We start from the raw sequence: 24,099 nt of genomic DNA on the forward strand, positions 1-24,099 counted from the left end.
GGAGGGTTAGGGAGAGGGGTGCCGCTTGCTCCGTTGTGTGAAGAAGCGCGAGCGCCGAGCTACTGCTTGCAGACCCGCAGGCCCTTCAGCAGCAGGGCCAGCAGCGCGTCGATCCGCGACGGGCATTCGGGCTTGGCCCATTCCTCGGCATGCGCCGGGTGATGGTAGCGGACGGTGGCGTCGAACACGGCACGCGCGGTCGCCTTCACATTGTCGATCTCGAACACGCCCTGCGCGACACCGTCGGCCAGGATTTTCGCGATCAGATCGACCTGCTTGTCCTTGTAGGCTTCCACCACTTCGCGCGCGTCCTGCGCCAGCGCAAGGTAGGTCGCGAACATCTCGGGATCGTCGCAGACTTTCTTCTGCTTGATCGAAAAGGCAGTGCGCAGCCATGTCTCCAGCCGTTCCGGCGCCGGGCCTGAGCCGGCTGCGATCTTGCACAGCGGCTCGTTGGCGCGGTCGAGCCAGCGCTTGGCGACAGCATCGCGCAACGAGGCCTTGCTGGGGAAGTGACGGTAGACGCTGCCGTGGCTGACATCCAGCGCACGGGCAACGTCGACAACGGTGGCCTTGCTCAGCCCAAAGCGCCTCAAGACATCCTCAGTTGCCTCGAGGATCCGCTCGGGTGTCAAAACCACCGCCTCGTTCATGCGTTTACCGTCTGGTTATCGCTGTCCTGCCCGCGGGTGAACTTGGCGGCCTGGGCGGCCAGGTGGCGGGCGACGCGAAGATTGAGCCACTGTTGAATCTGGGCGGTCAATTGAAAGATTTCTATGGTCATGGAGGTAGTCCTTCGAGGTAGTCAAATTAAGTCCGGCTCCCCGGCCAAACGCCGGAACAGCCACTGGGCGCCCTCCTCCCTTGGGGCTGATCAGTATATACACCATCTCGCTGACAGATTTCAATATCTGTCAGACAATATTTTGTGAAATGACAGCCGTGGCCCCCGGGAAGGGCCCACCCCTGGCTTATGGGCGCTACAACGTTCCGTGAGCAGCCAGGGCGATCTGCCAGTCCGCGCCTATGTCTCGCTCAGGGCTACCCAGGAGAGGTTTGCATGGACCGGCCAATGACCTTGAAGGAGATCGCCAAGATCACCGCGGGCGCGGTGGTCTCGCTCGTCATTGTCGGGTGGCTGATGGTTCTCGCGATCGCATTTCTGACGGTGCTGTAAGCCCGCCCCGCCGCGCCGGCCTCTCACCGGGCCTTGCCGCCGGAATCGAAAGGGGCCGCTTCACGCAGCGGCCCCTTTGCCGGGAAAAATGGCTTGGGGATAAAATCTAGCCCCGGTTAATCCCAAGACTACACACTTCAGGGAATTGAGGAATTCCGGATGATTACTGTCCATCCCGCTGACTGATTATTGCCGATCCCTATTTTTGTGCCACCCTCCTGGATAGGCATCCTGCTATTGCTGCTCGTCCTTGGGCGGCATCCGGGGCGGCGGCAGCGGCGTGAACACCGACCCTTGCGCGCCGGCCGGCGGAGCCACGAACGTCCCCGTGGTGGAATCGCCGCCGGTCGTCTCCACGATCGTCTTCGGCGTGATGTACTCCCTGACGAAGTCCATGATGGTGCCGTCGCCACCGCCGAAATCCGCCGCCCGCCCGCCTTGCGGATGCCCGGCCTTGATCTCGTTCTCGGCGGTGTGGGTCTGCTCCGCCAACGCCTCGCTATAGGGAATGCGGAAAGCGCGCGGGATCGCGCTCGGCCGGTTGTCCTCGTCAAGCTCCTCGACCCAGAGATAGATCGAGCCCGGATCGCCCTCCAGCGAATGCGGCTCCACGATCCGCGTCGACAGCAGCTTGAAATTCGCCGGCAGTTTTTCCGCGGACGCCCAGCCGAGCAGACCGCGCATGCCGCCGAAGCTGACGAAGTAAAAGGCGCTGGTCACGACGATGACGACGGCCTTCAGCGACCAGTGCAGCCGCGCATAGACCAGCACGATCAAGAGCAGCGCACCGACCACCGCGTATGCGACCGCAAGCGTGAGAATGACCGACTGCAGACTAATCACGGCGGAGCACCCTGACGCCGGTTTTCGGATCCATGTCGGCGCCGTTGCGCCAGCTGCTGCGGAAGGTCTCGAGCAGCGATTTCGGCCGCCGGTCCACGTTGATCACCTTGCCCTCGGCGTCGAGACGAAACCTGACCGCGGTCTTCTCGTCGCCGGTGTGATCGACGGTCAGCTTGTCGTCGAAGATCACCTGCGCCGTCGGATTGAGCTTCTGCACCTTCACATTGGCCTGCACCGGCTCGCCGGTCGTCGCCTGGAAATGCGAGACGTTGACGGTGTATTCGCCGGCGACGATGCCGCGCAAGGTGACGATCTCCTCGCGGATTGGCGAGGCGATCTTCTTGCCGTTGACGATGATGAAGTCGTTGGCGCCGCCGCGGTCGTCGCGATCGAGCGTCAGGAAGCCGGCCTCGCGATGCCGGTACCAGGCGATGTTGCCGGCCGGATCCTGCACGAACAGGTCGAGATCGTCAGGATGGTTGTCCGGCCAGTCCATCGTGATGATGAACTCCGCCTTGGATTCGATCTTGCCTTCCTTGGAATCCGGCGACACCGCAAGCAGCGCCAGGAAGAACAGGAAGGCGATGACCTGCAACGCCTTGAACAGCATGACGCCGAGCGGATCGAACGGCTCCTCGCGTGGATAGAGCCCGAACTCATCCATCATGACGGCGTACCAAGGCGACGTTCCAGGACCGGCGTGACGTGCGTCTCGGTCAGCACGACGGCGTCGGAAAACACCCGCTGGGTCGCGGAATCGAGCATGTAGTACTGGATCCGGACCAGGATCGATCCGATCAGTCCGGCCAGCGTCGTGTACATCGCGACCGCCATGCCGTCGCTCATCAGGCCCATCGACGATTTCATCGCGACCTTGTCGGCGGCATCCAGCGAAGCGATCGGCGCCAGCATGATGATGAAGCCGATGATGGTGCCGAGCAGGCCGAGCTTCATCAGCGTATCGGAGACGAAGGCGCCGAAGCCGTTGGACCCGCGCAGCCGGTCCGCCAGCGTCCGCAGCAGCAGGGTCTGGTCGATGCGTCCCTTGGCCTGCGCCTCGGCCTTCTGCACCAGGCTTTTGATGTGATCGGTGACGAGCCCGCCGGGCAGGCCGCGCGCATCTGATGCAAGCGCCCCTGATGCAAGGATCCTGGCGCCATCGGGCGCGGCGAGGATGGTGCGGCAGGAGCGCGCGACCTCCCCCTCCCGCGCGATCGCCCGCGTCCGCCAGAAGCAATGGATGCAGGTGACGATGTAGAGGACGGCGATGACGCTGGAAATGTAGGTGCGGTCGGAATTGATCATGAGGCCGATCAGCCCGTAGCGCCACAGCAGGAAGGCGGCGAACACCGAAAGGCCGGTGAAGATCATCCAGAGCAGCAGGGCGCTGCGCTCCGCCGCGTCCGTGCCGGCCGATGCGGCCGCGACGTCGACCTTGGCATCCATGCTGCGTGAGCTCCCTCTGTTCCATGAGGCTCCGCGCGGGCCTCACTTTCCGTTAGAGCAGAGCCGGCCTGCGCTGTCCAAAGACATCTGCCCAGATTTCGTCGGGCAAATTTCCCGACCTGCACAGCTTCGCATGCTTGCGATTGGCGGGGAACAGCGCTGCTGTTAGCATCGCATCTCTCGTTTGAGCATGACCACCCGCTTCTCTCCGTTGCGGATCATGCTCTGGCCGTGGAGTGATCGCATGCGCCTCGTGCTTCAACTGGTCGCCCGCCTGCTCGTGATCGTCGCGCTATGCCTCGGCGCAGCCACCGTCTGGGCCACGATCGACGCCTATCGCAGCGTCGATCGCGCCACGCAGGCGTCCGCCGAGCGGGTTTCGCAATCGCTCGAGGCGCTGTACTGGCGCGAATTGCTGCTGCGCAGCAACCGGATGCGCGAGCAATTGCTGCCGGCACCGGACTGGCGCACCATCGAAACCATGGGCCTGATCGCGCCCGGGATCTGCGTGCAGTTCGAACCGGCCGGCGCCTTCGAGAAGCCCCTCTGCGGCCAGAGCAAGGGGATCGGCAAGGCGCCGCCGCGCTGGTTCGCGGCCACCGTGCAGATGATACTCGGCGATCACGCCACCGTGGAGCGGCCGATCAGCGCCCGCGCCGCGACCGCGGGAACCGTCCGCGTCATCGCCGATCCGGACGCCGCGATCGCGCTCGCCTGGCAGCACATTCTCGACAACATCCACGTCGCGCTGTTGATGGCGCTCGCCATCGCGCTGCTCGCTTCGCTTGCGATCGCGCACACGCTGGCGCCCGCCCACTCGATCGTGTCGGCGCTGCGGCGCATGGCCGACGGCGAGTACCGTACGCCGCTGCCGCGCGTCCGCTCGATGGAGCTCGCGATGATCGGGCGCGCCGTCAGCGATCTCGGCGACCGCCTCGCGCTTGCCGAGGAGGAACGCACGGTGCTGACCCGGCGGCTGCTCGAAATCCGCAACGACGAACGCCGCACGCTGGCGCGCGAGCTGCACGATGAGTTCGGCCAGAACCTCACCGCGATCCTCGCCTTCGCCAACACGATCGAGGCAAGCGCCGGGGACAAGTACGCCGCCGGCACCGAAATTGCGCAGGATGCACGGATGATCTCGCAGGCGACGCGCCGCATCATGGCGTGCCTGCGCGATACACTGAACCGGCTGCGTCATCCGCCGGCCGAAGAGCTCGGGCTGGAGGCAAGCCTGGTCGATCTCGTCGACAGCTGGCGGTCGCGCACGGTGCAGCCGATGATCCAGCTCGATCTGCAGGGCGACCTTGCCGACATCAGCGGCACGGTCGCCGCCACCGCCTATCGTGTCGCGCAGGAGTGCCTGACCAATGCGCTGCGCCACAGCTCGGCGCGCGAGATCGTGCTGCGGATCGAGCGGCGGACCGGAAGCGAGAACGCCCTGCTGGTGCGGGTCGAGGACGATGGCGGCGGCGATGCGGCCAAGGTGGCGCAATCCGCGGGCTTCGGCCTCACCGGCGTCAGCGAGCGCGTCACGGCCCTCGGCGGCTCGCTGTCGATCGCGCGCGCCAGCCGCGGCCTGTCGGTCGCCGCCACGATCCCGCTCGCCGCGTGAGATGACAATCGTGATGTCGACGACGGCGAAGATCCGCGGCATCTCGATCCTGCTGGTGGACGATCATCCCGTCGTCCGCCAGGGCTATCGGCGCGTGCTCGAGCACCAGGACGATTTCCGCGTGGTCGCCGAAGCCGACAACGCCGCCAATGCCTATCGCGCGTTCAAGTCGCACCGGCCCGATGTGGTGGTGATGGACATTTCGATGCCGGGTGCGAGCGGACTGGAAGCGATCCGCAACATCCGCGCGCGCGACGCCGACGCGCGCATCCTCGTCTTCAGCATGCACAGCGAGGCGGCCCAGGTGAAGGCGGCGTTCGGCGCCGGCGCCAGCGGCTTCGTCACCAAGGGCAGCGAACCGGCCGAGCTGATCGCGGCGATCCGCTCGGTGGCGCGCGGCGAGCATGCGATGAGCGACGACGTCGCGCGCGTGCTGGCGCTGGAAAGCCTGGTGCCGACCCGATCGGCGCTCGACCAGCTCGGCGAGCGGGAGATCGAAATCCTCCGGCAGCTGGCGGCCGGCAGCACCAAGGAGCAGATCGCCGCCAACCTCAACCTCAGCACCAAGACCGTGCAGAACTATCACTACCTCATCAAGGCCAAGACCGGCATGCGGACCGACGCCCAGCTGGTCCGCCTCGCCGTCGAATGCGGGCTGGCGAATTTGTAGGCCGCTCCATCCGGGCTACGGGCTGACGCCATTCCGCGTGACAAGTCGGCGGGTTACGCTACGCTGCGCCCCCCACCAAAGCTCACAAGAAACGGACGCTCCCCCATGCCCATCGTCAATCGCGTTGCCGCCCTCTCGGATGAAATGGCCGCCTGGCGCCATGACTTCCATGAGAATCCTGAACTGCTTTATGAAGTCCACCGCACCGCCGGCATCGTCGCCGACAGACTGCGCGAGTTCGGCTGCGACGAGGTGGTGACGGGGATCGGGCGCACCGGCGTGGTCGGCGTGATCCGCGGCCGCAAATCCACTTCGGGAAAGACCATCGGCCTGCGCGCCGACATGGACGCGCTGCCGATCGCGGAGGCTTCGGGCGTCGCCTACGCCTCGAAGATTCCCGGCAAGATGCACGCCTGCGGCCATGACGGCCACACCGCGATGCTGCTGGGCGCCGCCAAATACCTCACCGAGACCCGCAATTTCGACGGCACCGCGGTTGTGATCTTCCAGCCCGCCGAGGAAGGCGGCGCCGGCGGCAAGGCGATGGTCGACGACGGGCTGATGACCCGCTGGGGCATCCAGGAGGTCTACGGCCTGCACAACATGCCCGGCCTGCCCGAGGGCTATTTTGCGACCACGCCGGGCGCGATGCTCGCTTCGTCGGACACGTTGAAGATCATCGTCCACGGCAAGGGCGGCCACGCCGGCGCCGCTCCGCACGAGGCGGTCGACAGCGTCCTGATCGGCGCCCAGATCATCAATGCACTGCAGTCGATCGTGTCGCGCAATCTCGATCCGCTGAAATCGGCCGTCATCTCGATCACCATGTTCGAGGCCGGCACCGCGTTCAATGTGATCCCGGAGACGGTCACGCTGGGCGGCACCGTGCGCACGCTCGATCCCGCTGTACGCGATCTGGTCGAGCGCCGGATCGGCGAGGTCGCCTCCAGCATCGCCAAGGCCTATGGCGGCTCGGCCGAGACGGATTATGGACGCATGTATCCGGTGACGCTGAACCATACGCGCGAGGCCGGCATCGCCGCCGAGGTCGCCCGTGACGTGGTCGGCGCCGACCGCGTCAACGAGAACCTGGTGCCGGTGATGGGCGCCGAGGATTTTGCGTTCATGCTGGAGGCGCGCCCCGGCGCGTTCGTCTTCCTCGGCATGGGCGACGGCCCGATGTGCCACCACCCCGCCTACAAGTTCAACGACAACATCCTCGGCCACGGCGCCTCCTACTGGGTGCGCCTCGTCGAGAAGCAGATGCCGGCGGGTTAGCGCGCTCATGCGGCCACGGCCCGGTCGCTCGCTTCGCGACCGGGCCGCCAGCTTTCACAAGCGCGGCTGCTGTTGCGTGGTGCAGTGGATGCCGCCGCCACCGGCGGCGATGCCGTCGATGTTGAGCTGGATGATTTCCCGGTCCGGGTAAAGTTCGCGCAGCTTGTCGCGCGCGTTGCGATCCGCCGCCGGGTCACCGAATTCCGGCGCGATCACGGCACCGTTGCAGACATAGAAATTGATGTAGCCGGCGGCGAAGTCCTTGCTGCTGTGCTTCGGACGCACCGTCGATGGGCCCTGCAACTCCACGACATCCAGGCGCCGGCCCTTCGCATCAACAGCGACGCGCAGGAAATCCAGGTGTCGTTTGGTCACCGCATGATCGAACGACGACGGGTCTGGTTCCAAGCCGGCTACGACAAGGCCGGGACTGGCAAATCGCGCGTAGAAGTCGGTATGTCCGTCGGTGATGTCCTTGCCGGCGATGCCGGGCAGCCAGATGATCTTGTCCAGCCCGAGCAGGCGAGACAATTCGGCCTCGCATTTGTCCTTCGACACGCCCGGATTGCGATTTGGGTTGAGGACGCAGCTCTCGGTGATGATGGCCGTCCCCTCACCGTCGACCTCGATCCCGCCGCCTTCCAGCACCAGATCGGCCTTCAAGAAGATTGCCTGCGCGGCTCCGGCCAGATGCTCTGCAACCTCGGCATCGCGTGCATATAGATGCTGCTTGCGTGCGTACGGTTGCGGCTTGTTGCCCCAGCCGTTGAAATTGAAACCGACGGCGCCGAGCTGCCCGGCAGGATTGGTCACAAAGACCGGTCCCGTGTCACGCAGCCACACATCATCGAGCGGTTGAACGACGAGGCTGACCGAGGGACCGCACAGCCGCGCGGCGATGTCGTAGTCCTCCTCGCGAACGAGCATCTTCACGGGCTCATGGACCGCGATTGCCTTGGCAACGCTGGCGAGATTATTTCTGATGACGGGAAGGAGCTTCGTGCCCCAGAGCTCCACGTCGGCGCCAAAGGCCATCCAGGTGGCGGCATGCGGGGCGCCCTCGTCCGGCATGCGCCAGTTCGTTTGATGTCGTGCAGAATCGTTCATGAGCATTCGAGCCGCGATGGCCGCCCCCGTTCGTCACAGGATAACGCAGGTGTCCCCGAGCGGGCGACCATTTTGGAACGCACCGAGCCGGCCGCCCACGCCTAGCGGGCGGGGTCGACCTCGCTTGTCCCCATCATGCGCGCGGCGACACGGTCGCGCTTGACGAAGTGGTGGAAGGCGACCGCGGCGAGGTGCAGCACGATCAGCGCCAACAGCACATAGGCGAAGAAGATGTGGCGATGCTCAAAGGCATCCGCCGCCGCCTTGTCGGGCGAGGTGATCTGGGGAACGTGAAACAGGCCGAAGAAATCAGAATAATCCTGGGCGCGGGCGCCGGAATGCGCCCAGCCCAGCATCGCCACCAGGATGGTGACGGCATAGAGCGCGCCGTGGCTGACGCGGGCGGCAATCCGCTGCCAGGAGGGCATGTCGGCCGGCAGCGCAGGCGTCGGATTAAGGCCGCGCCAGACCAGCCGCAGCACGGTAAGCAGCAGCACCAGGTAGCCGATATCGGCGTGGATCGAGCGGTAGAAGAACTTGTCCGCCCGCGCCGGGACGTGGTTCATCCACCAGCCATAGGCCAGCGTGCCGATGATGGCGATGCCGAGCCCCCAGTGGAACGCGCGGGCGAGCGAGCCCCAGCTCGCTGCGGTATTGCGGATCATGTCGCGTTGCCCCCTTGCGGCCGCATTTTTGGATTTCACACGTCGCAGCAATAGTTTGCCGTGATACTTGCAGCTATCGGTCAAGGCCATGTGAAATTCCCGGCTTCACCGCCTTTTGTCGGCCGAAGCCGCCGGATGGCCAAAGACAACTGAATGGTAACCCTGCTTCGGATAGAATTTTCGCGTGTCCATTCCCCCGACCATCCTTGTGTTCGATTCCGGCCTCGGCGGCCTCACCGTGCTGCGCGAGATCGTCCGCGCCCGGCCCGACGCGCATTACGTCTATGTCGCCGACGACGCCTTCTTCCCCTATGGCCACCACGGCGAGGACGAGATTATCGCCCGCGTGGTGCCGCTGATCGGTGAGCTGATCACGGCCCACGCGCCCGACCTGGTCGTGATCGCCTGCAACACAGCGTCCACGTTGGTCATGTCGCATTTGCGCGACGCCTATCCTTTGCCCTTCGTCGGCACCGTGCCGGCGATCAAGCCGGCCTGCGCCTCGTCGAAAACGAAGCGGGTGTCGGTGCTCGGCACAAGGGGCACCGTGAAGCGCGAATATACCCGCAAGCTGATCTCGGACTTTGCGCAGGGCTGCGAGGTGACGCTGGTCGGCTCCGGCGAGCTCGCCTCGCTGGCGGAGGCCGCCCTCAGCGGCGAGAGGGTGCGCGACGAGGACATCGCGGCCGAGCTCGCGCCCTGCTTCGTCGGCGATGGCGCCCACGACCCTGCCCGCACCGACACCGTCGTGCTCGCCTGCACGCATTACCCGCTGCTGCTGGAACGCCTCACCAGGCTCGCGCCCTGGCCGGTCGACTGGATCGATCCGGCGCCGGCGATCGCACGCCGTGTCGCCGACCTGCTCGGACCGGCCGGCCACGAGAGCGACCAGGCCGGCGCCGAGATGATCTTCACCTCGAAGCGCCCGCACGCGCTGACGGAAGCGCTGACGCCATTCTTCGGCGGCCGCGTCCCGGCTTGATGCTTTTCGCCGTCACAACGCGCTGCTAGCCTCTGCTCTCCTTCGAGGGAGGACCGAATTTGACCGCAGCCCCGCTGACGCCGCTCAATCGCCTGCGCAAGGCGTGGCGCGACAAGCGCCCGACCTTCGGCGCGATCGCGACCATTCCGAGCATCCAGACCGTGCAGATCATGGCGCAGTCGCTGGACTGGATCATCGTCGATCTCGAGCACGGCCCGATCGATCTCGGCACCGCCCATGCGATGATCGTGGCGACCTCGGGCACGCCCTGCGTGCCGATGGTGCGGATCGCCGCCAACGAGCCGCATCTCGCCAAGGCACCGATGGACATCGGCGCGCTCGGCATCAATTTTCCGATGATCTGCAACGCAAGCGATGCGGTGAAGGCGGTGCGCAGCGTGCGCTATCCGCCGCAAGGCGACCGGCTCTGGGGACCGTTCCATGCGCCGTTCCGCTGGGGCGTCTCGATGAACGACTACATGGCGACCGCTGACGACGACATGATCTGCATGATCACGATCGAGCATGTCGATGCGGTGAACCGCATCGACGAGATCATGGCGACACCGGGCATTGACCTCGCGGTGATCGGCCCCGGCGATCTCGCCACCTCGATCAACAAGCGCGGTCTGCCCGACGATCCCGAAGTGGTCGCGCTGATGCAGCGCGCCGAACAAGGCATCATGAAGAGCGGCGTGCCGATCGGCGGCGTCGCGCGCACCGCCGAACAGGCCAATGCGATGATCGACCGCGGCTACCTCGCGCTCGCGCTCGGCTTCGACTGGTCGCTGTTCCAGCGCGGCATTGCGGCTGCGTTCACGGGGATCAAGCGGTAGACGTCAAACGCGGCCGCGCGGCGCTCCGCTCGTTCACAGCTTCCGGCGAGCAGGTTCCGGTCACGTCGAAGCAGGAACCGCGGCGCAACTTCCGGCATCGCGCCTGGGACGGAGCGAACGCTGCGTGTCGCCGAGACAGCTCGTTCGCCTGAGTAGCTCATGAATAAGCGGCGCAAACCCGCACTGTTGGATGAACGGACTAATCCCAACGTCGAACCTGCACATCACGCACCGCCCGCTTTCCGCCGCGATTCCGCGCTGCTAGAGTTTTGCGGGTTGGGAGGAAAATGCATGTTCAGGAAATTACTGATTGGTCTTGCCGTGATTGCCCTTGCCGGTGCCGGCGCTGCCTTTGCGCAGCAGAGCGGCATCAAGCGGACGCCGCTGCAGAAGGTCGATTTTCCGCCGGGCTTCAACACGGTCACCGCGATCGCCGAGGTTCCGGCCGGGGGTGCGTCGGGGCGTCACACCCATCCCGGCGCCGAAACCGGCTATGTGCTCGAAGGCGAGCTCGAGCTTCTGATCGACGGCAAGCCACCGTTGAAGCTGAAGGCGGGCGAGTCCTACCAGATCCCGGAAGGCGCGGTGCACGACGCCAAGACGTCCGGCGACAAGCCGCTCAAGGTGCTCGGCGTCTACGTGGTCAAGGCCGGCGAGCCTTTGGCAAAACCAGCGCCGTGAGCAGAACCCCTTGGTCTCCGGCCAGCTGGTTCATCTGAGCTTCAGGTGCGGCGAGCAACCATTTGAGCTCGCCGGGCCTTTGATTTTTGCCTGTTTGCTAAGGAACTGAACCGAACGAATGCGCGGTAAATTTCGTCAGATTTCATTGCCGCGCCGTCTCGTCGCCGATCTGATGCATGCATCGGCTGGCGTGCCGCTGGTCTCCCTGAAGCGCACCCTGAACGTCCGTGCAATCGTCGAGGCCCGTGCACGTGCGGCGCAGGTACCGGGCTGGGCCGCCATCTTCGTCAAGGCATTCGCGCTGGTCGCCAGGACCGAGCCGACCCTGCGCACGCTGCACGTCAAATGGCCGTGGCCTTGCCTCTACGAGCTGCCGCGCAGCGTCGGCATGGTGGCGATTGCGCGCGTTGAGAAAGGCGAGGACTGCGTGCTGTTCGAGCGCGTCTGTGCCGCCGACGAGATGCCGCTCGCCGAGGTCGACGCGCTGATCCGCCGCGCCAAGACCGCGCCGCTGCACGAAATCCCCTCGTTCCGCAAAATGCTCTGCGTGACGCGCCTGCCGCTTCCGCTGCGCCGGCTGGCGTGGGCGATCGGGATGAATTTTGGCCGGCAGCGCGCCAATTTCTGCGGCAGCTTTGGCGTGACCTCGGTCGCGGCCTATGGCCCCGGCGAGTTGCACGCGCTGAGCCCGGGGCCATTCCTGTTGAGCTATGGCGTGATCAGGCCGGACCACACTGTCGACGTGGTGCTGCGCTGGGACCATCTGGTCTGCGACGCCGCCCTGATCGCCCAGACCTTGACCCGCCTCGAGCAGGTGCTGGCCGGCGAAATCGCCGCGGAACTGGGCGCGGGCCGGCCGCAAGCCGATGCCCGGCTGGTCCGGGCGGCCGGAAGCCGCCTCTGAGGGACGAAATTGGCCAATTTTGACGCCGATTCGGCCCAAAATGCCCTGCGTTTTGTTTGACAGAACCGGACTTTCTCCTTAAGACCACCCTTGCTCGCGGGCCGGTTTCGGCCCGCGATGCGTTTCGCGACCCGTGGTCCTCCCCGAGCTTTCGAGGCGGACCTGTCGGTACAGGCCTTTTGGCCGGTACACAGGAGGGCGCGTCTCCTCAAACCTGAAACTGACAAACGCCGGCCGCTGGGTAGCGACGGCTATGCAAAAGAGGACGCGATGACAAAGCGCAGTGAGGCGAAGTACAAGATCGATCGCCGCATGGGCCAGAATATCTGGGGCCGCCCGAAGAGCCCCGTGAACCGCCGCGAATACGGCCCCGGCCAGCACGGCCAGCGCCGCAAGGGCAAGCTCTCCGACTTCGGCGTGCAGCTGCGCGCCAAGCAGAAGCTCAAGGGCTACTACGCCAACATTTCCGAGCGCCAGTTCCACGGCATCTATGTCGAAGCCAGCCGCCTGAAGGGCGACACCGGCGAGAACCTGATCGGCCTCCTGGAGCGCCGTCTCGACACCGTGGTCTATCGCTCCAAGTTCGTCTCCACGATGTTCGCCGCGCGCCAGTTCATCAACCACGGCCACATCAAGGTGAACGGCCGCAAGGTCAACATCGGCAGCTACAAGCTGAAGGTCGGCGACCTCATCGAGGTCAAGGAATCCTCCAAGCAGCTGACCCCGGTGCTGGAAGCGGCCCAGCTCCCCGAGCGCGACGTGCCCGACTTCATCGAGGTCGATCACTCCAAGATGACCGCGAAGTTCGCGCGCACCCCCGGCCTCTCGGACGTGCCGTTCCCGGTGCAGATGGAGCCGCATCTGATCGTCGAATTCTATTCGCGCTGATCACGGCACGCATGCGAGATCCGAAAGGCCCCGGTTTTGCCGGGGCCTTTTTGTTTGCCGACAAGACGACTATTATATCCGGGACTTGGAGATGGCTGCTCGCTGAGGTTTCTTGCCGATGACCCGGTTACTCGAACAGGCCTTCGAGACAGTTTCAAACTTGCCTGACAAAGAGCAGGACGAACTCGCGCGCATCATGCTGCAGCTTGCCGGGGTCGACCAACCACCGCTCCAGCTCACGCCGGAAGAAGACGCCGATCTGGCTGAAGCCGACGCCGAGATTGCACGCGGCGAGCTGGCAACGCCCGAGGAAGTCCGTGCGATGTGGGCAAAGCACGGGCTGTGAACGTCCGTTACACGCGACGCGCTGTTGTTCAGATTGATCGGGCACTTTCCTATATCGAAACACGATCGCCCCAGGGCGCGGTCCATGTGCGCGACCGCATCTTGGCACTTGTCACGCTGCTGCAAGAGCAGCCGCGTGCGGGGCGCCCGACAAGCCGCCCAGGCGTCCGCCGGCTTTCGGCGACACCGTATCCCTACCTGATCGACTATCGCGTGACGCCCACCGAGATCATCATTATGCGGTTTCGTCACGCCGCCCGGAGGCCTATACGCTAAAGCATGATCCGGAAAAGCGCGAAGCGGTTTTTCCGGATACGATCATGCTCAAACAAGAAGCCAGGGCGCGATGACGATCCATCTTATCTCATCGCGTTTCAGCAGCGAATCCGCCTCAGTGCGGAGCGATGAGGAAAGCCATGCACTACACCCCTGCCCGGCCCGATCCCAAGGCCCCGCCCGTTCGCATCAACCTTCTGTCCGATACGCAGACCAGGCCGACGCCGGCGATGCGCGAGGCGATGGCGAAGGCGGAGGTCGGCGACGAGCAGGTCGGGGACGATCCGACCACCAACGAGCTCTGCGCCCGCGTCGCCGATCTGCTCGGCAAGGAAGCCGCCGTCTTCATGCCGTCGGGCACCATGTGCAACGTCGCGGCGACGCTGGCCTATTGCCGTCCCGGCGACGAGATCCTGGCGCATGCGACCGCGCATATCATCGCGCGCGAGGGCGGCGCCCATGCCGCGCTCGGCGGTTTCCAGATCACGCAGCTGCCGGGCGATGACGGCCAGTTCACGCCGGACACCTTCCAGGCCGCGCTGCATCCGCGCACCCGCTACCAGCCGCCGCAGGTGCTCGTCAGCGTCGAGCAGACCGCCAATATCGGCGGCGGCACGATCTGGAAGAAGGCGGCGCTCGACGAGGTCGTGCGCATCGCCAAGACTCACGGCCTTGTCACCCACATGGACGGCGCGCGGCTGCTCAATGCGACCGTCGCCTCCGGCATCTCGCCGCGCGACATGACGGCGGGCTGGGATTCCGCCTGGATCGATTTCTCCAAGGGCCTCGGCGCGCCGATCGGCGGCGTGATCGCCGGCACCCGGGCGTTCATCGACGATGTCTGGCGCTGGAAGCAGCGGCTCGGCGGCTCGATGCGGCAGTCCGGCGTCTGCGCCGCCGCCTGCATCCATGCGCTCGATCACCATGTCGACCGCCTCGCCGACGACCACGCCAATGCGCGGGCGCTGGCGCGCGGCCTGTCGCAGATCAACGGCATCGCCGTGCAGGCACCCGAGACCAACCTCGTCTTCTTCAAGCCCGACGGCGCCGGCGTCTCGGGCGACAAGATGGTCGCTGAGCTGCGCAAGCGCGGCGTGACACTGGCGATGATGGACGGCCGGATCAGGGCCTGCACGCATCTCGACGTCACCGCGGCGATGATCGAGGAAGCGGTCGGGCACGTCAGGGACATCGTGCGCGCGGCGTAGCGCGCACACCCTCATTGCGAGGAGCTCGCGACAAAATTGCAAAGCAATTTTGCGCTGGAAGCAATCCATCTCTCGGCAAGCGGCGAGATGGATTGCCTCGCTTCGCTCGCAATGACGAGGACCAGTCTTGTCTCAAAATTAGCGTCCCATCGCCTGGTAGATCAGCGTCTTCAGCTCGTGCTGGATCCGGCCGCGCTGCGACGGCGTCTGCACCATGAAGATGCCGAACAGGTCGTCCGCGGGATCGATGAAGAAGAAGGTGCCTCCGACACCGTCCCAGCGATACTCGCCCAGCGGCCAGTCGGTGCTCGGCGGCACCGAAGTGCGGACCGCGAAGCCGAGGCCGAAGCCGGAGTTCGGACCGGGATAGTAGTTCTGGTCGCGCATGACGCCGGTCTCCGGACCGATATGGTCCCTCGCCATCAACGCGATGGTCTCCGGCTTCAGATAGCGCCTGCCCTCATAGCTGCCGCCGTTCAGCAGCATCTGCGAAAAGCGCGCATAGTCGCCGATGGTGCCGACCATGCCGCCGCCCCCGGATTCCCATCGCAGCGGCTTGCGCGGATTGCGGACGTCGGCGACCGGACTGATGGTACGATCCTTCGGCATCGGCTCGGCGATCAGCGGCCATTTCGCCCGGTCGGCGACATAGAACGCGGTCTCGTTCATCCCGAGCGGGCCGAGCAGCCGCTCCTTCTCGACCTGAAACAGCGATTTGCCTGTTATCACCTCGATGATGCGGCCGAGCACGTCGGTGGAATGGCCGTAGTCCCATTCCGTGCCGGGTTGTTCGGCAAGCGGCAATGCCGCAAGCCGCGCCACGAATTCGGCATTGTCGGGATCGTTGTTGAACAGGCCGGCGTCGGCGTAGGTCTTGTTCACGATACCACCGCCGTAATAGCCGTAAGGCAGGCCGGCGGTGTGGCGCATCAGGTCTTCGATGGTGATGGGGCGCCTCAGCGGCTCCAGCGTCATCGCCATCTTGCCCTCATCGCCGCGCTTTTCCACCCCGACCCTCATGTCGGCAAAGGCCGGGATGTATTTCGACACCGGATCGCCGAGGGCGAGCTTGCCTTCCTCGACCAGCATCATCGCGATGACCGTGGTGATCGGCTTCGACATCGAATAGAGGCGGAAGATGGTATCCGCGCTCATCGAGAACTCGGTGGCGACGTCGCGAACCCCGAACTTCTCGTAGTAGACCGGCCTGCCATGCTGCTGCAGCAGCAGGATCGCGCCCGGGATCTTTCCGGTCGCCACCTCGTTCCGGACATAGTCGGAGACCTTGGCGAGGCCCTCCGCCGAGAAGCTGTGCGCGGCCGGCCCCGCGGAGCCGGCCTTCGCAACTGTTGCGACCAACGCGAACGCGAGTGCCGCGACGAGCGCGCGGCCCCCACGCATGCAAGCGCATGAGCCGATCCGCCTGAATCGGATCATGCCGTCATTCCCTTCTTTTCAACGCGTTGCTTCACGCGAACCGGTATCCACTTCGCTCGAAAACGCTCTAGTTTTCCATGGCTTCATAGACGAGCTGCTTCAGCGTCCGCTGGATGCGCTGACGCTCGGTCGGCGTCTGCTCCAGCAGAACGAAGAAGAAGTCCTGCTTGCGGTCGATGACATAATAGCAGCCGCTGGCGCCGTCCCATTTCAGCTCGCCGAGATCGCCGGGCGGCGGCGGCTTCGCCGTGCCGGGATCGGTGCGCACCGCGATGCCAAGCCCGAAGCCGAAGCCGTCGCCGGGGAAGTAGAAAAAGTCGCGCTCGACGCCGGAGCCCGGCCCGACACGGTCGGTCGTCAGCTCCTTGAACGTCTCCGGCTTCAGGATGGTCTTGCCGTCGAAGGTGCCGCCGTTGAGCAGCATCTGCGCGAAGCGCGAATAATCCGCCATGGTCGAGACCATGCCGCCGCTGGCGGACTCCCATTTCTTGACCTTGGTCGGATCGTTGACCCGGCCGACGCGGAAGTCGCTGTCGTTCGGCATCGGCTCGGCCATCAGCTTCTGCTTCTCGGGATCGGTGACGAAGAAGCCGGTGTCCTTCATGCCGAGCGGGTCGAGCAGCCTTTCGCGCTCGATCGTCGAGAGCTTCTCGCCGGTGGTCACCTCCATCACGCGCGCCAGAATGTCGGTGGAATGGCCGTACTGCCAGAGCGCGCCGGGCTGGTTGTGCAGCGGCAGTTTGGCGATCCGCTCGGCGAATTCGGCGAGGTCGAAATCTCCGCCGTAGATATTGGCTTCCTTGTAGGTCTTGCGGACCAGGCTGTCGCCATAGAAGCCATAGGTGATACCCGACGTATGCGTCATCAGATCGAGGATCGTGATCGGCCGCTTTGGCGGCACCAGCTCCAGCGTCTTGGTGCCGTCCTCGGCCTTCTTCTCGACGCCGACCTTCACGTTGGCAAAGGACGGGATGTATTTCGAGACGGGATCGTCGAGCTTGTATTTCCCTTCCTGCAGCAACTGCATCGACACCACGGCGGTGATCGACTTGGACATCGAGGCCAGGCGGAAGATGGTCTTGTCCGTGATCGGCACCTTGCTGACCACGTCCTGCACGCCGAAGGCCTCGTGATACACCGGCTTGCCGTGCTGCTGGATCAGGACGATGGCGCCGGGAATCTTTCCCGTCGCGACCTCGTTCTTGAAGAACTCGCTGATCCTGGCGAGCTTGGCGGAATTGAAATGCGCTCCCGCCGGAATCTCGTAGGTGCCCTCGGTGTGCGAGAACGCCGGCGCCGCCAGCACCACCGCGGCGACTACGGCGGCGCACGTCAAACGAAATGAATGCATTTGAACTATCCCTCCCCGGAAATCACGGGGAAGTGTAGCGGCGGTATCATCAGGCACAAGGGCTGCCAAAGGCCTCCAGGACCTCCTGATGAAGCTGGCCGCTTTGGGGCGAGAAGCAGCAGAAGATCACCTGCGTGAGGCCGGGTGCGGCGGCCAGGGCATCGACGACGGCCTTGACCGCAATGCCGGCGGCGCGGTCCGGCGGGAAGTGATAGACGCCGGTCGAGATAGCGGGAAATGCAATGGAGCCAAGCTGATTGGCGTGGCACAGCTCGATGCCGCGGCGATAGCAGGATGCGAGCAGCGCATCCTCGTTCTGGGTGCCGCCATGCCAGATCGGGCCGACGGCGTGGATCACGTGCTTGGCCGGGAGCCGATAGCCTTTGGTGATCTTGGCGTCGCCGGTCTTGCAGCCGTGCAGGGCCCGGCACTCGGCGAGCAGCTCGGGGCCCGCGGCGCGATGGATCGCGCCATCGACGCCGCCGCCTCCGAGCAGCGATGAATTGGCCGCGTTGACGATGGCGTCAACGCGCAGGGTCGTGATGTCGTTGACGATGACTTCGAGCCGCGCCTTGCCGATCTGGCGCGCCGTCAAGGTCAGGCAGCCACGTCGACCGGGATGCCCTTGTCGGCAAACAGCTGCTGCAATTCGCCGGCCTGGAACATCTCGCGGATGATGTCGCAACCGCCGACGAACTCGCCCTTCACATAGAGCTGCGGAATCGTCGGCCAGTTCGAATAGACCTTGATGCCGTTGCGCAGTTCGGCGGACTCGAGAACGTTGAGGCCTTTGTAGCCGACGCCGATGTGGTCGAGGATCTGCACGACCTGACCGGAAAACCCGCACTGCGGGAATTGCGGCGTGCCCTTCATGAACAGCACGACGTCGTTCGACTTCACTTCGTTGTCGATGAATTGCTCGATGCTCATTTTCGCTTCCTTCGGGGGCGGCGCTCTCAGGCCTTAACGGGCCGGCCCGCCCTTCTAACCCGTGACTGACTATATATGTAGCTCAAACCATTGTGCATCCAAAGCAAAATGGCGGAAATCTGGCATGCGGCGGGCGCCGGGGCGCCCCGAAAGAAGCCGGGATTATCTGACGGCCCCAATATCATGGCGGGGGGAGGCTTTTTTCCCGTAACGGAGCCCCTATCTAGGACGAACTGTCCGTTGGGAACCAGTTTGCCGAAGCAACGTTCTCTCCCTTGAATCGGAGACCCCTGTGACGAAACCAGCCTCTGCCGCGGCCGCCCTTCCCGCCGTCCCCCCGTCACCGTCCTCCGAATCCGGACCGCTCGCCCAGCGCCTGGTGGACGCCTATCGCGCCGTCCGCGACGAGACCGAGCGCCGGGCTGCACCGCTGTCGCCCGAAGACCAGCTGATCCAGTCGATGCCGGATGCGAGCCCCGCCAAATGGCACCGCGCCCATACCACCTGGTTCTTCGAGCAGTTTCTGCTCGGCGAGCACGTCAAGGGCTACGCGCCATTCCATCCGGACTACGCTTATCTGTTCAATTCCTATTACGTCAGCGCTGGTCCGCGGCACGCCCGCCACCAGCGCGGCCATCTGACCCGCCCGACCGCCGACGAAGTCACCGCCTACCGCCGCCATGTCGATGCCGAGGTGGTGAAATTCTTCCAGACTGCCGGAGCCGACAAGCTCGAGGCGCTGGTGCCGCTGGTCGAGGTCGGCCTCAATCACGAGCAGCAGCATCAGGAGCTGATGTACAGCGACATCCTGCATGCCTTCGCGCAGAACCCGATCCCGCCGGCCTACGATCCGGCGTGGCGTTTCCCGGCGTCGCATCGCGGGCCTGAGGAATGGGTGACGCTCAACGAAGGCATCCACACCGTCGGCCACGCCGACGACAGCTTCCATTTCGACAACGAGAAGCCCGCGCATCGCGCGCTGGTCGGCCCGGTCAAGCTCGCAAAGAACCTCGTCACCAATGCCGACTGGCTCGCCTTCATGAAGGACGGCGGCTATTCCACCGCCACGCTGTGGCTGATGGATGGCTTTGGCACCGTGAGCAACGAGGGCTGGCAGGCGCCCGGCCATTGGCGCGAGATCGACGGCGAATGGACGATCATGACGCTCGGCGGCCTGCAGCCGATCGATCCGTCAGCAGCGGTCTGCCACGTCAGCTATTACGAGGCCGACGCCTTCGCCCGCTGGGCCGGCAAGCACCTGCCGACCGAGATGGAATGGGAGATCGCCGCGCGCGCCGGCCTGCTCAACGACGCCTATGGCATCGTCTGGCAATGGACCCGCAGCTCCTATTCGCCCTACCCGGGCTACCGCGCGATCGAGGGCGCGCTCGGTGAGTACAACGGCAAGTTCATGGTCAACCAGCTCGTGCTGCGTGGCTCGTCGCTGGCGACGCCCGCAGGTCACAGCCGTGTCACCTACCGCAACTTCTTCTATCCGCACCATCGCTGGCAATTCACGGGGTTACGCCTCGCCGACTATGCCTGATCAAGCACTGTCGACATCAATGGCGCGCCGGTAAGCGCGTTCGGGAGAGTATCATGAATGTGCATGCCGCTGCTTTGGCCAAAGCGTATCCGTTCGACGAAGCGACTTCGGCGTTCGCCGGCGATGTGATCGGCAATCTCGCCCGTCACCCGAAGCGGCTGTCGCCGAAATATTTCTACGACGCCACCGGCTCCGAGCTGTTCGAGCAAATCACGGTGCTGCCGGAATATTATCCGACGCGCACCGAGCTTGGCATCCTGCGCGACCGCGGCGACGAGATCGCCGCGATCATCCCTGACGGCGCGGCGCTGGTCGAGTTCGGCGCCGGCGCGACCACCAAGGTGCGCCTGCTGCTCGAGCATTGCGAATTCGCAGCCTATGTGCCGGTCGATATCTCGGGCGATTTCCTCAAAGCCCAGGCCGACGGGTTGCGGAAGGATTTTCCCGGTCTCGGCATCTACCCGGTCGCGGCCGATTTCACCACGCCGTTCACGCTGCCCGAGGCCGTCGCCGCAATGCCGAAGGTCGGCTTCTTCCCCGGCTCGACGCTCGGCAATTTCGAGCCGAGCGAGGCCTTGGCCTTCCTGCGCAGTGCGCGCAATATCCTCGGCCACGGCGCGCAGATGATCATCGGCGTCGACCTCGAGAAGGACGAGCGCGTGCTGTACGACGCCTATAACGACGCGGCCGGCGTCACCGCGCGGTTCAACCTCAATGTGCTGGTTCGCATCAACCGCGAGCTCGGCGGCAATTTCGATCTGTCGGGCTTCACGCACCGCTCGATCTACAACCGCGACCGCCATCGCATCGAGATGCACCTGATCAGCCGCAAGGCGCAGACCGTGCGCATCCTCGGCAATACCTTCGCGTTCCGGCCCGGCGAGAGCATTCACACCGAGAACAGCTACAAATACTCGCTCGAGCGTTTCACCGCGCTCGCCCGCAGCGGGGGCTGGACGGTGCGCGAGAGCTGGACCGACGCCGACACGATGTTCTCGGTGCACGCGCTGGTCGCGGACTAGCACTCAAACCAAGGGGACGGGGCATGGGCCGGCGTGCGCTGCAGATCGCAACTGCCTTGCTCGCCCTGGTCCCGATCCTCACCGGCATCATCACCATGCTCGGCGTCAGCGATCCGCTCTACGCCTCCTCGGGCGTTCCGGCGCTGCCGGTGCTCGACAGCAATCTGCGCTTCTTCGGCGGGGTCTGGCTCGGTCTCGGTCTCGCGCTGATCTGGCTGGTGCCGCGCATCGAGAGCGAGGGCGTGCTGTTCCGGGTGGTGTGGGGCGGCATCTTCCTCGGCGGCATCGGCAGGCTGCTGTCGATGCTGATGGTCGGCTTGCCGCCGCTGCCCTTCGTGGGCTTCACCGCGCTCGAAGTGATCGGCGCACCGCTGTTCGTCTATTGGCAGCACCTGGTCGCAAAGGCCGGCCGCAAGTAACGGCGGCCGCTATTCCTCTTCCCCCGTCGACCGCAGCGAGATCGACTCCCACGCCGCAACCACGATCATGATCGCGGTGGTGACGATCGAGAGCACCAGCGGCGACATCTCGCGCGCGAAATAAGCCGTGATCGCCAGCGCGACGATGCCGACGCCGTGCGACAGCTGCAGGAAGTTGCAGATCACGTATTTGAACAGGATGGTCCCGACCAGGAACAGCATGGGCCCGCCCACCGAGCTGACAATCGTGTTCAGATCGGAATGACCGGACGGGTGCTTCAGCACCAGTTCGTCGGCGACCGCGGTGAGGATGATGCCGCCGACGATCGGCATGTGCAGATAGGTATAGGCGATCCGCGCCACGCGGCCGGATTCCTCGGACTTGGAGATCATGTCCGAACCGGCCTCGGCTCCCTTGTGGAAATAGATCCACCACATCGCGATGCTGCCGACCAGCGCCGAGACGAACGCCGCCATGTTCTCCGGCGTCCAGGTCAGCTCGGCAAAGGTCGCGCCGTCGACCACGATGGCCTCGCCGAGCGCGATGATGATGAAGCCCGCGCAACGTTCGGCCATGTGGCCGCCCTCGACCGACCACGCCTCGATCGAGGAAAAGCCGAGCCCAGGGGTCCAGAACCGCGCGGCCGGCGCGACATATTCGATGGTCAGCGCCGCGATCCAGAGCCACATCCGCGTCTCGTGCTCGGCGAAGCCGCCGAGGATCCACAGCACGGCCGAGCAGGAGAGCCAGGTCAGGATGCGGATGGCGTTATGGCGCACCGCCGTCCGGCGCCGCGGCGTCGCCAGCAGCCAGAACGCGGTGCGGCCGACCTGCATTGCCGCATAGGTCCCGGCGAACCACAGCCCGCGGCCCTCGAAGGCGGTCGGTATGGAGGTCGACAGCAACAGCCCGCCCAGCATCAGCACGAACAGCAGCAGGCGGACCGGCGTCAGCTCGGGATTGAGCCAGTTGGTGACCCAGGTGGTGTAGACCCACACCCACCACACCGCGAGGAACAGCAGCGTGACCTGCACCGCGCCAAGCGGGGTGAAGTGGTGCAGCAGCGTATGCGACAGCTGCGTGACGGCGAAGACGAAGACGAGGTCGAAGAACAGCTCGGCATTGGTGACGCGGCTGTGCTGGTTCGGCACGATGACGCGAAACATCGCACCGCGTGGATTGTCCACCATCGCTCGAGGCCCCCGCCCGCTGGCCGCCGGGGCCCTAGCCTTCCGGCACGCCGGTCTGCAGGGCCAACGCGTGCAGCACACCGCCCATCTGGCCCTTCAGCGACTGGTAGACGATCTGGTGCTGCTGGACGCGGGACTTGCCGCGGAAGGACTCGGAAATAACAGTGGCCGCGTAGTGGTCGCCGTCGCCGGCCAGATCGCGGATCGTCACCTCGGCATCGGGGATCGCTGCCTTGATCATCGATTCGATATCACGGGCGTCCATCGGCATCCCAGTCCACCTCCGTCAGGTCGTTCGAATCAGGCCGACTCGGCCAGATAAACCTAAGGATAAAACCTAGCGCTTGGGGTCTTCTAGGTCATCCCGGGCACACTATATTCCCATTCCCAGCGATTTAAACCTGCATCAATCGGTCACAAGCCATCACGCCGAAATGACCAGAAGAGGCGCAGAACCATGAAGCTCCCCGGCCCCGACCATCCGATCACGATCACGCCCAATGCCAAGCGCGTCCGCGTCAGCGCCGACGGCGTCGTGATCGCCGAGACCACCCATGCGCTGACCTTGAAGGAAGCGAGCTATCCGGCCGTGCAATATGTCCCCCGGCAGGACGCCAACATGGAGCTGTTGACCCGCACCGAGCGGACCACGCATTGCCCGTACAAGGGGGATGCGAGCTACTTCAGCATCAAGGCCAACGGCAAGACGCTGGACAACGCGATCTGGACCTATGAGGAGCCCTTCCCGGCCATGACCGAGATCGCCGGCCACCTCGCCTTCTATCCGGACAAGGTGAAGATCGAGGAAGTCGCCTAGGGGAATCGTCGCCTGCCGCAAGCGCCGGGTCTCGCGCCCGGGCTTCCGTCGCGCGCTGACCCAGCCTGCAAAACGGCAATGCCCGGGCGAGGCCCGGGCATTGCCGTCGGGAGCGTTCGGCCCGATCCCCGCTAGATCCTGAATATCGTGAGCCCGAGGATCAGGAGCACCAGGAAGATCACGACGAATACATAGAACAGAAAGCGCGCGATGTCGGCGGAGGCGGCGGAAATGCCGGTGAAGCCGAACAAGCCCGCGATGATCGACACGACAAGGAAGATCAGCGCCCATTTCAGAATTGTCATTGCTCGCTCCTGATAACCGCGCGCGTCCGCCGGTTCGGACGAGAACACCCGCACCCGACCGCAGTTCCAAAAACGAAACAGATTTGCCGAGATGACCGACCTCGATACTCCCCGATCCGGCGGATTGGGCCTTGCTGAATCAGGTTCCCGATTGCAACAT

The 24,099-nt window shown here is 64.9% G+C and carries 29 protein-coding genes; 15 read left to right on the plus strand and 14 right to left on the minus strand.

What is annotated here, in order from left to right; genetic code table 11:
• Positions 1–59: 59 nt before the first annotated feature.
• From XI02_RS28490 to XI02_RS28505, 5 genes are all read right to left on the minus strand, one after another.
• Positions 60–653: a TetR family transcriptional regulator gene (locus XI02_RS28490; RefSeq protein WP_016843140.1), complete on the minus strand. Its 594-nt coding sequence runs from the start codon at positions 651–653 to the stop codon at positions 60–62.
• Complete coding sequence (locus tag XI02_RS46065) at positions 650–784, minus strand: hypothetical protein (RefSeq protein ID WP_016843141.1); 135 nt, start codon at positions 782–784, stop codon at positions 650–652. The genes XI02_RS28490 and XI02_RS46065 overlap by 4 nt, the downstream gene beginning before the upstream one ends.
• A 627-nt stretch (positions 785–1,411) precedes the next feature.
• Positions 1,412–2,020 (minus strand): hypothetical protein, encoded by a 609-nt coding sequence (locus XI02_RS28495; protein ID WP_016843143.1) that lies wholly within the window; start codon positions 2,018–2,020, stop codon positions 1,412–1,414.
• Positions 2,013–2,687, minus strand: coding sequence for a hypothetical protein (locus XI02_RS28500; RefSeq protein WP_026192978.1), 675 nt, complete (start codon positions 2,685–2,687; stop codon positions 2,013–2,015). The genes XI02_RS28495 and XI02_RS28500 overlap by 8 nt, the downstream gene beginning before the upstream one ends.
• Positions 2,684–3,466, minus strand: coding sequence for a MotA/TolQ/ExbB proton channel family protein (locus tag XI02_RS28505; protein ID WP_172647691.1), 783 nt, complete (start codon positions 3,464–3,466; stop codon positions 2,684–2,686). Before XI02_RS28505 ends, XI02_RS28500 begins: the two co-directional genes overlap by 4 nt.
• Before the next feature lie 244 nt (positions 3,467–3,710).
• Between XI02_RS28505 and XI02_RS28510 the strand changes: the two genes are divergently transcribed.
• The 3 genes from XI02_RS28510 to XI02_RS28520 all read left to right on the plus strand — a co-directional run bounded on the left by XI02_RS28510 (position 3,711) and on the right by XI02_RS28520 (position 7,029).
• Positions 3,711–5,081 carry a histidine kinase gene (locus tag XI02_RS28510; protein WP_069279690.1) on the plus strand — a complete coding sequence of 457 codons (1,371 nt, stop codon included), beginning with the start codon at positions 3,711–3,713 and terminating at the stop codon, positions 5,079–5,081.
• 13 nt (positions 5,082–5,094) lie between these two features.
• Positions 5,095–5,751 carry a response regulator transcription factor gene (locus XI02_RS28515; protein WP_141713610.1) on the plus strand — a complete coding sequence of 219 codons (657 nt, stop codon included), beginning with the start codon at positions 5,095–5,097 and terminating at the stop codon, positions 5,749–5,751.
• Between the two features lie 105 nt (positions 5,752–5,856).
• Positions 5,857–7,029: a M20 aminoacylase family protein gene (locus tag XI02_RS28520; RefSeq protein WP_018272414.1), complete on the plus strand. Its 1,173-nt coding sequence runs from the start codon at positions 5,857–5,859 to the stop codon at positions 7,027–7,029.
• Positions 7,030–7,083: 54 nt separating this feature from the next.
• Here XI02_RS28520 and XI02_RS28525 read toward each other — a convergent pair whose 3' ends face one another.
• Together XI02_RS28525 and XI02_RS28530 are read right to left on the minus strand one after the other, a co-directional pair.
• The gene (locus XI02_RS28525; RefSeq protein ID WP_172647690.1) at positions 7,084–8,136 is read right to left on the minus strand and encodes an agmatine/peptidylarginine deiminase; all 1,053 of its coding nucleotides are present in this window, start codon (positions 8,134–8,136) and stop codon (positions 7,084–7,086) included.
• 101 nt (positions 8,137–8,237) lie between these two features.
• Positions 8,238–8,801: a cytochrome b gene (locus XI02_RS28530; RefSeq protein ID WP_172647689.1), complete on the minus strand. Its 564-nt coding sequence runs from the start codon at positions 8,799–8,801 to the stop codon at positions 8,238–8,240.
• 184 nt (positions 8,802–8,985) lie between these two features.
• Here XI02_RS28530 and murI point away from each other — a divergent pair, with 184 nt between their 5' ends.
• The 8 genes from murI (at position 8,986) to XI02_RS28570 (ending at position 14,921) form a co-directional block, all read left to right on the plus strand.
• The gene (gene murI / locus XI02_RS28535; protein WP_172647688.1) at positions 8,986–9,783 is read left to right on the plus strand and encodes a glutamate racemase; all 798 of its coding nucleotides are present in this window, start codon (positions 8,986–8,988) and stop codon (positions 9,781–9,783) included.
• 59 nt (positions 9,784–9,842) lie between these two features.
• Positions 9,843–10,619, plus strand: coding sequence for an HpcH/HpaI aldolase/citrate lyase family protein (locus XI02_RS28540; RefSeq protein ID WP_172647687.1), 777 nt, complete (start codon positions 9,843–9,845; stop codon positions 10,617–10,619).
• Between the two features lie 291 nt (positions 10,620–10,910).
• Entirely contained in the window at positions 10,911–11,300 is a 390-nt protein-coding gene (locus XI02_RS28545) for a cupin domain-containing protein (RefSeq protein WP_016843154.1), read from the plus strand.
• Between the two features lie 118 nt (positions 11,301–11,418).
• Positions 11,419–12,204: an acyltransferase gene (locus XI02_RS28550; RefSeq protein WP_172647686.1), complete on the plus strand. Its 786-nt coding sequence runs from the start codon at positions 11,419–11,421 to the stop codon at positions 12,202–12,204.
• A gap of 270 nt (positions 12,205–12,474) precedes the next feature.
• Entirely contained in the window at positions 12,475–13,092 is a 618-nt protein-coding gene (gene rpsD, locus XI02_RS28555; protein ID WP_016843156.1) for a 30S ribosomal protein S4, read from the plus strand.
• A gap of 118 nt (positions 13,093–13,210) precedes the next feature.
• Positions 13,211–13,438: a hypothetical protein gene (locus XI02_RS28560; RefSeq protein ID WP_038380618.1), complete on the plus strand. Its 228-nt coding sequence runs from the start codon at positions 13,211–13,213 to the stop codon at positions 13,436–13,438.
• Entirely contained in the window at positions 13,435–13,713 is a 279-nt protein-coding gene (locus XI02_RS28565) for a type II toxin-antitoxin system RelE/ParE family toxin (RefSeq protein ID WP_307724579.1), read from the plus strand. The genes XI02_RS28560 and XI02_RS28565 overlap by 4 nt, the downstream gene beginning before the upstream one ends.
• 140 nt (positions 13,714–13,853) lie before the next feature.
• The gene (locus XI02_RS28570) at positions 13,854–14,921 is read left to right on the plus strand and encodes a low specificity L-threonine aldolase (RefSeq protein WP_038380628.1); all 1,068 of its coding nucleotides are present in this window, start codon (positions 13,854–13,856) and stop codon (positions 14,919–14,921) included.
• A 138-nt stretch (positions 14,922–15,059) separates the two neighbouring features.
• Here XI02_RS28570 and XI02_RS28575 read toward each other — a convergent pair whose 3' ends face one another.
• From XI02_RS28575 to grxD, 4 genes are all read right to left on the minus strand, one after another.
• The gene (locus XI02_RS28575; RefSeq protein WP_069279655.1) at positions 15,060–16,322 is read right to left on the minus strand and encodes a serine hydrolase; all 1,263 of its coding nucleotides are present in this window, start codon (positions 16,320–16,322) and stop codon (positions 15,060–15,062) included.
• A 103-nt stretch (positions 16,323–16,425) separates the two neighbouring features.
• Positions 16,426–17,709: a serine hydrolase gene (locus XI02_RS28580; protein WP_018272419.1), complete on the minus strand. Its 1,284-nt coding sequence runs from the start codon at positions 17,707–17,709 to the stop codon at positions 16,426–16,428.
• A gap of 49 nt (positions 17,710–17,758) precedes the next feature.
• A complete protein-coding gene (locus XI02_RS28585) occupies positions 17,759–18,310 on the minus strand; it encodes an O-acetyl-ADP-ribose deacetylase (protein ID WP_026192981.1) in 552 nt (183 codons plus the stop codon).
• Positions 18,307–18,639 carry a Grx4 family monothiol glutaredoxin gene (grxD, locus tag XI02_RS28590; protein ID WP_016843475.1) on the minus strand — a complete coding sequence of 111 codons (333 nt, stop codon included), beginning with the start codon at positions 18,637–18,639 and terminating at the stop codon, positions 18,307–18,309. The genes XI02_RS28585 and grxD overlap by 4 nt, the downstream gene beginning before the upstream one ends.
• A 292-nt stretch (positions 18,640–18,931) precedes the next feature.
• On the opposite strand from grxD, the gene egtB reads away from it, so the two are divergent.
• From egtB to XI02_RS28605, 3 genes are read left to right on the plus strand one after another with little or no spacing between them, the layout of a single operon-like run.
• Positions 18,932–20,185, plus strand: a complete 1,254-nt coding sequence (gene egtB, locus XI02_RS28595) for an ergothioneine biosynthesis protein EgtB (RefSeq protein ID WP_050999586.1) — start codon at positions 18,932–18,934, stop codon at positions 20,183–20,185.
• Positions 20,186–20,238: 53 nt separating this feature from the next.
• Complete coding sequence (gene egtD / locus XI02_RS28600; RefSeq protein ID WP_038380621.1) at positions 20,239–21,207, plus strand: L-histidine N(alpha)-methyltransferase; 969 nt, start codon at positions 20,239–20,241, stop codon at positions 21,205–21,207.
• Positions 21,208–21,230: 23 nt separating this feature from the next.
• Positions 21,231–21,626, plus strand: a complete 396-nt coding sequence (locus XI02_RS28605) for a DUF4345 domain-containing protein (RefSeq protein WP_038380622.1) — start codon at positions 21,231–21,233, stop codon at positions 21,624–21,626.
• A 9-nt stretch (positions 21,627–21,635) separates the two neighbouring features.
• On the opposite strand, the gene XI02_RS28610 is transcribed toward XI02_RS28605, so the two are convergent.
• Complete coding sequence (locus tag XI02_RS28610; protein ID WP_172647685.1) at positions 21,636–22,817, minus strand: low temperature requirement protein A; 1,182 nt, start codon at positions 22,815–22,817, stop codon at positions 21,636–21,638.
• Between the two features lie 34 nt (positions 22,818–22,851).
• Positions 22,852–23,088: a BolA family protein gene (locus XI02_RS28615; protein WP_016843470.1), complete on the minus strand. Its 237-nt coding sequence runs from the start codon at positions 23,086–23,088 to the stop codon at positions 22,852–22,854.
• A 186-nt stretch (positions 23,089–23,274) separates the two neighbouring features.
• On the opposite strand from XI02_RS28615, the gene XI02_RS28620 reads away from it, so the two are divergent.
• Positions 23,275–23,634, plus strand: a complete 360-nt coding sequence (locus XI02_RS28620; protein WP_038380623.1) for a DUF427 domain-containing protein — start codon at positions 23,275–23,277, stop codon at positions 23,632–23,634.
• Positions 23,635–23,765: 131 nt separating this feature from the next.
• On the opposite strand, the gene XI02_RS28625 is transcribed toward XI02_RS28620, so the two are convergent.
• The gene (locus XI02_RS28625) at positions 23,766–23,939 is read right to left on the minus strand and encodes a DUF1328 domain-containing protein (RefSeq protein ID WP_172647684.1); all 174 of its coding nucleotides are present in this window, start codon (positions 23,937–23,939) and stop codon (positions 23,766–23,768) included.
• Between the last annotated feature and the right edge of the window lie 160 nt (positions 23,940–24,099).

This window comes from Bradyrhizobium sp. CCBAU 21365 (assembly GCF_015291305.1).
Classification (GTDB): Bacteria; Pseudomonadota; Alphaproteobacteria; order Rhizobiales; family Xanthobacteraceae; genus Bradyrhizobium; species Bradyrhizobium elkanii.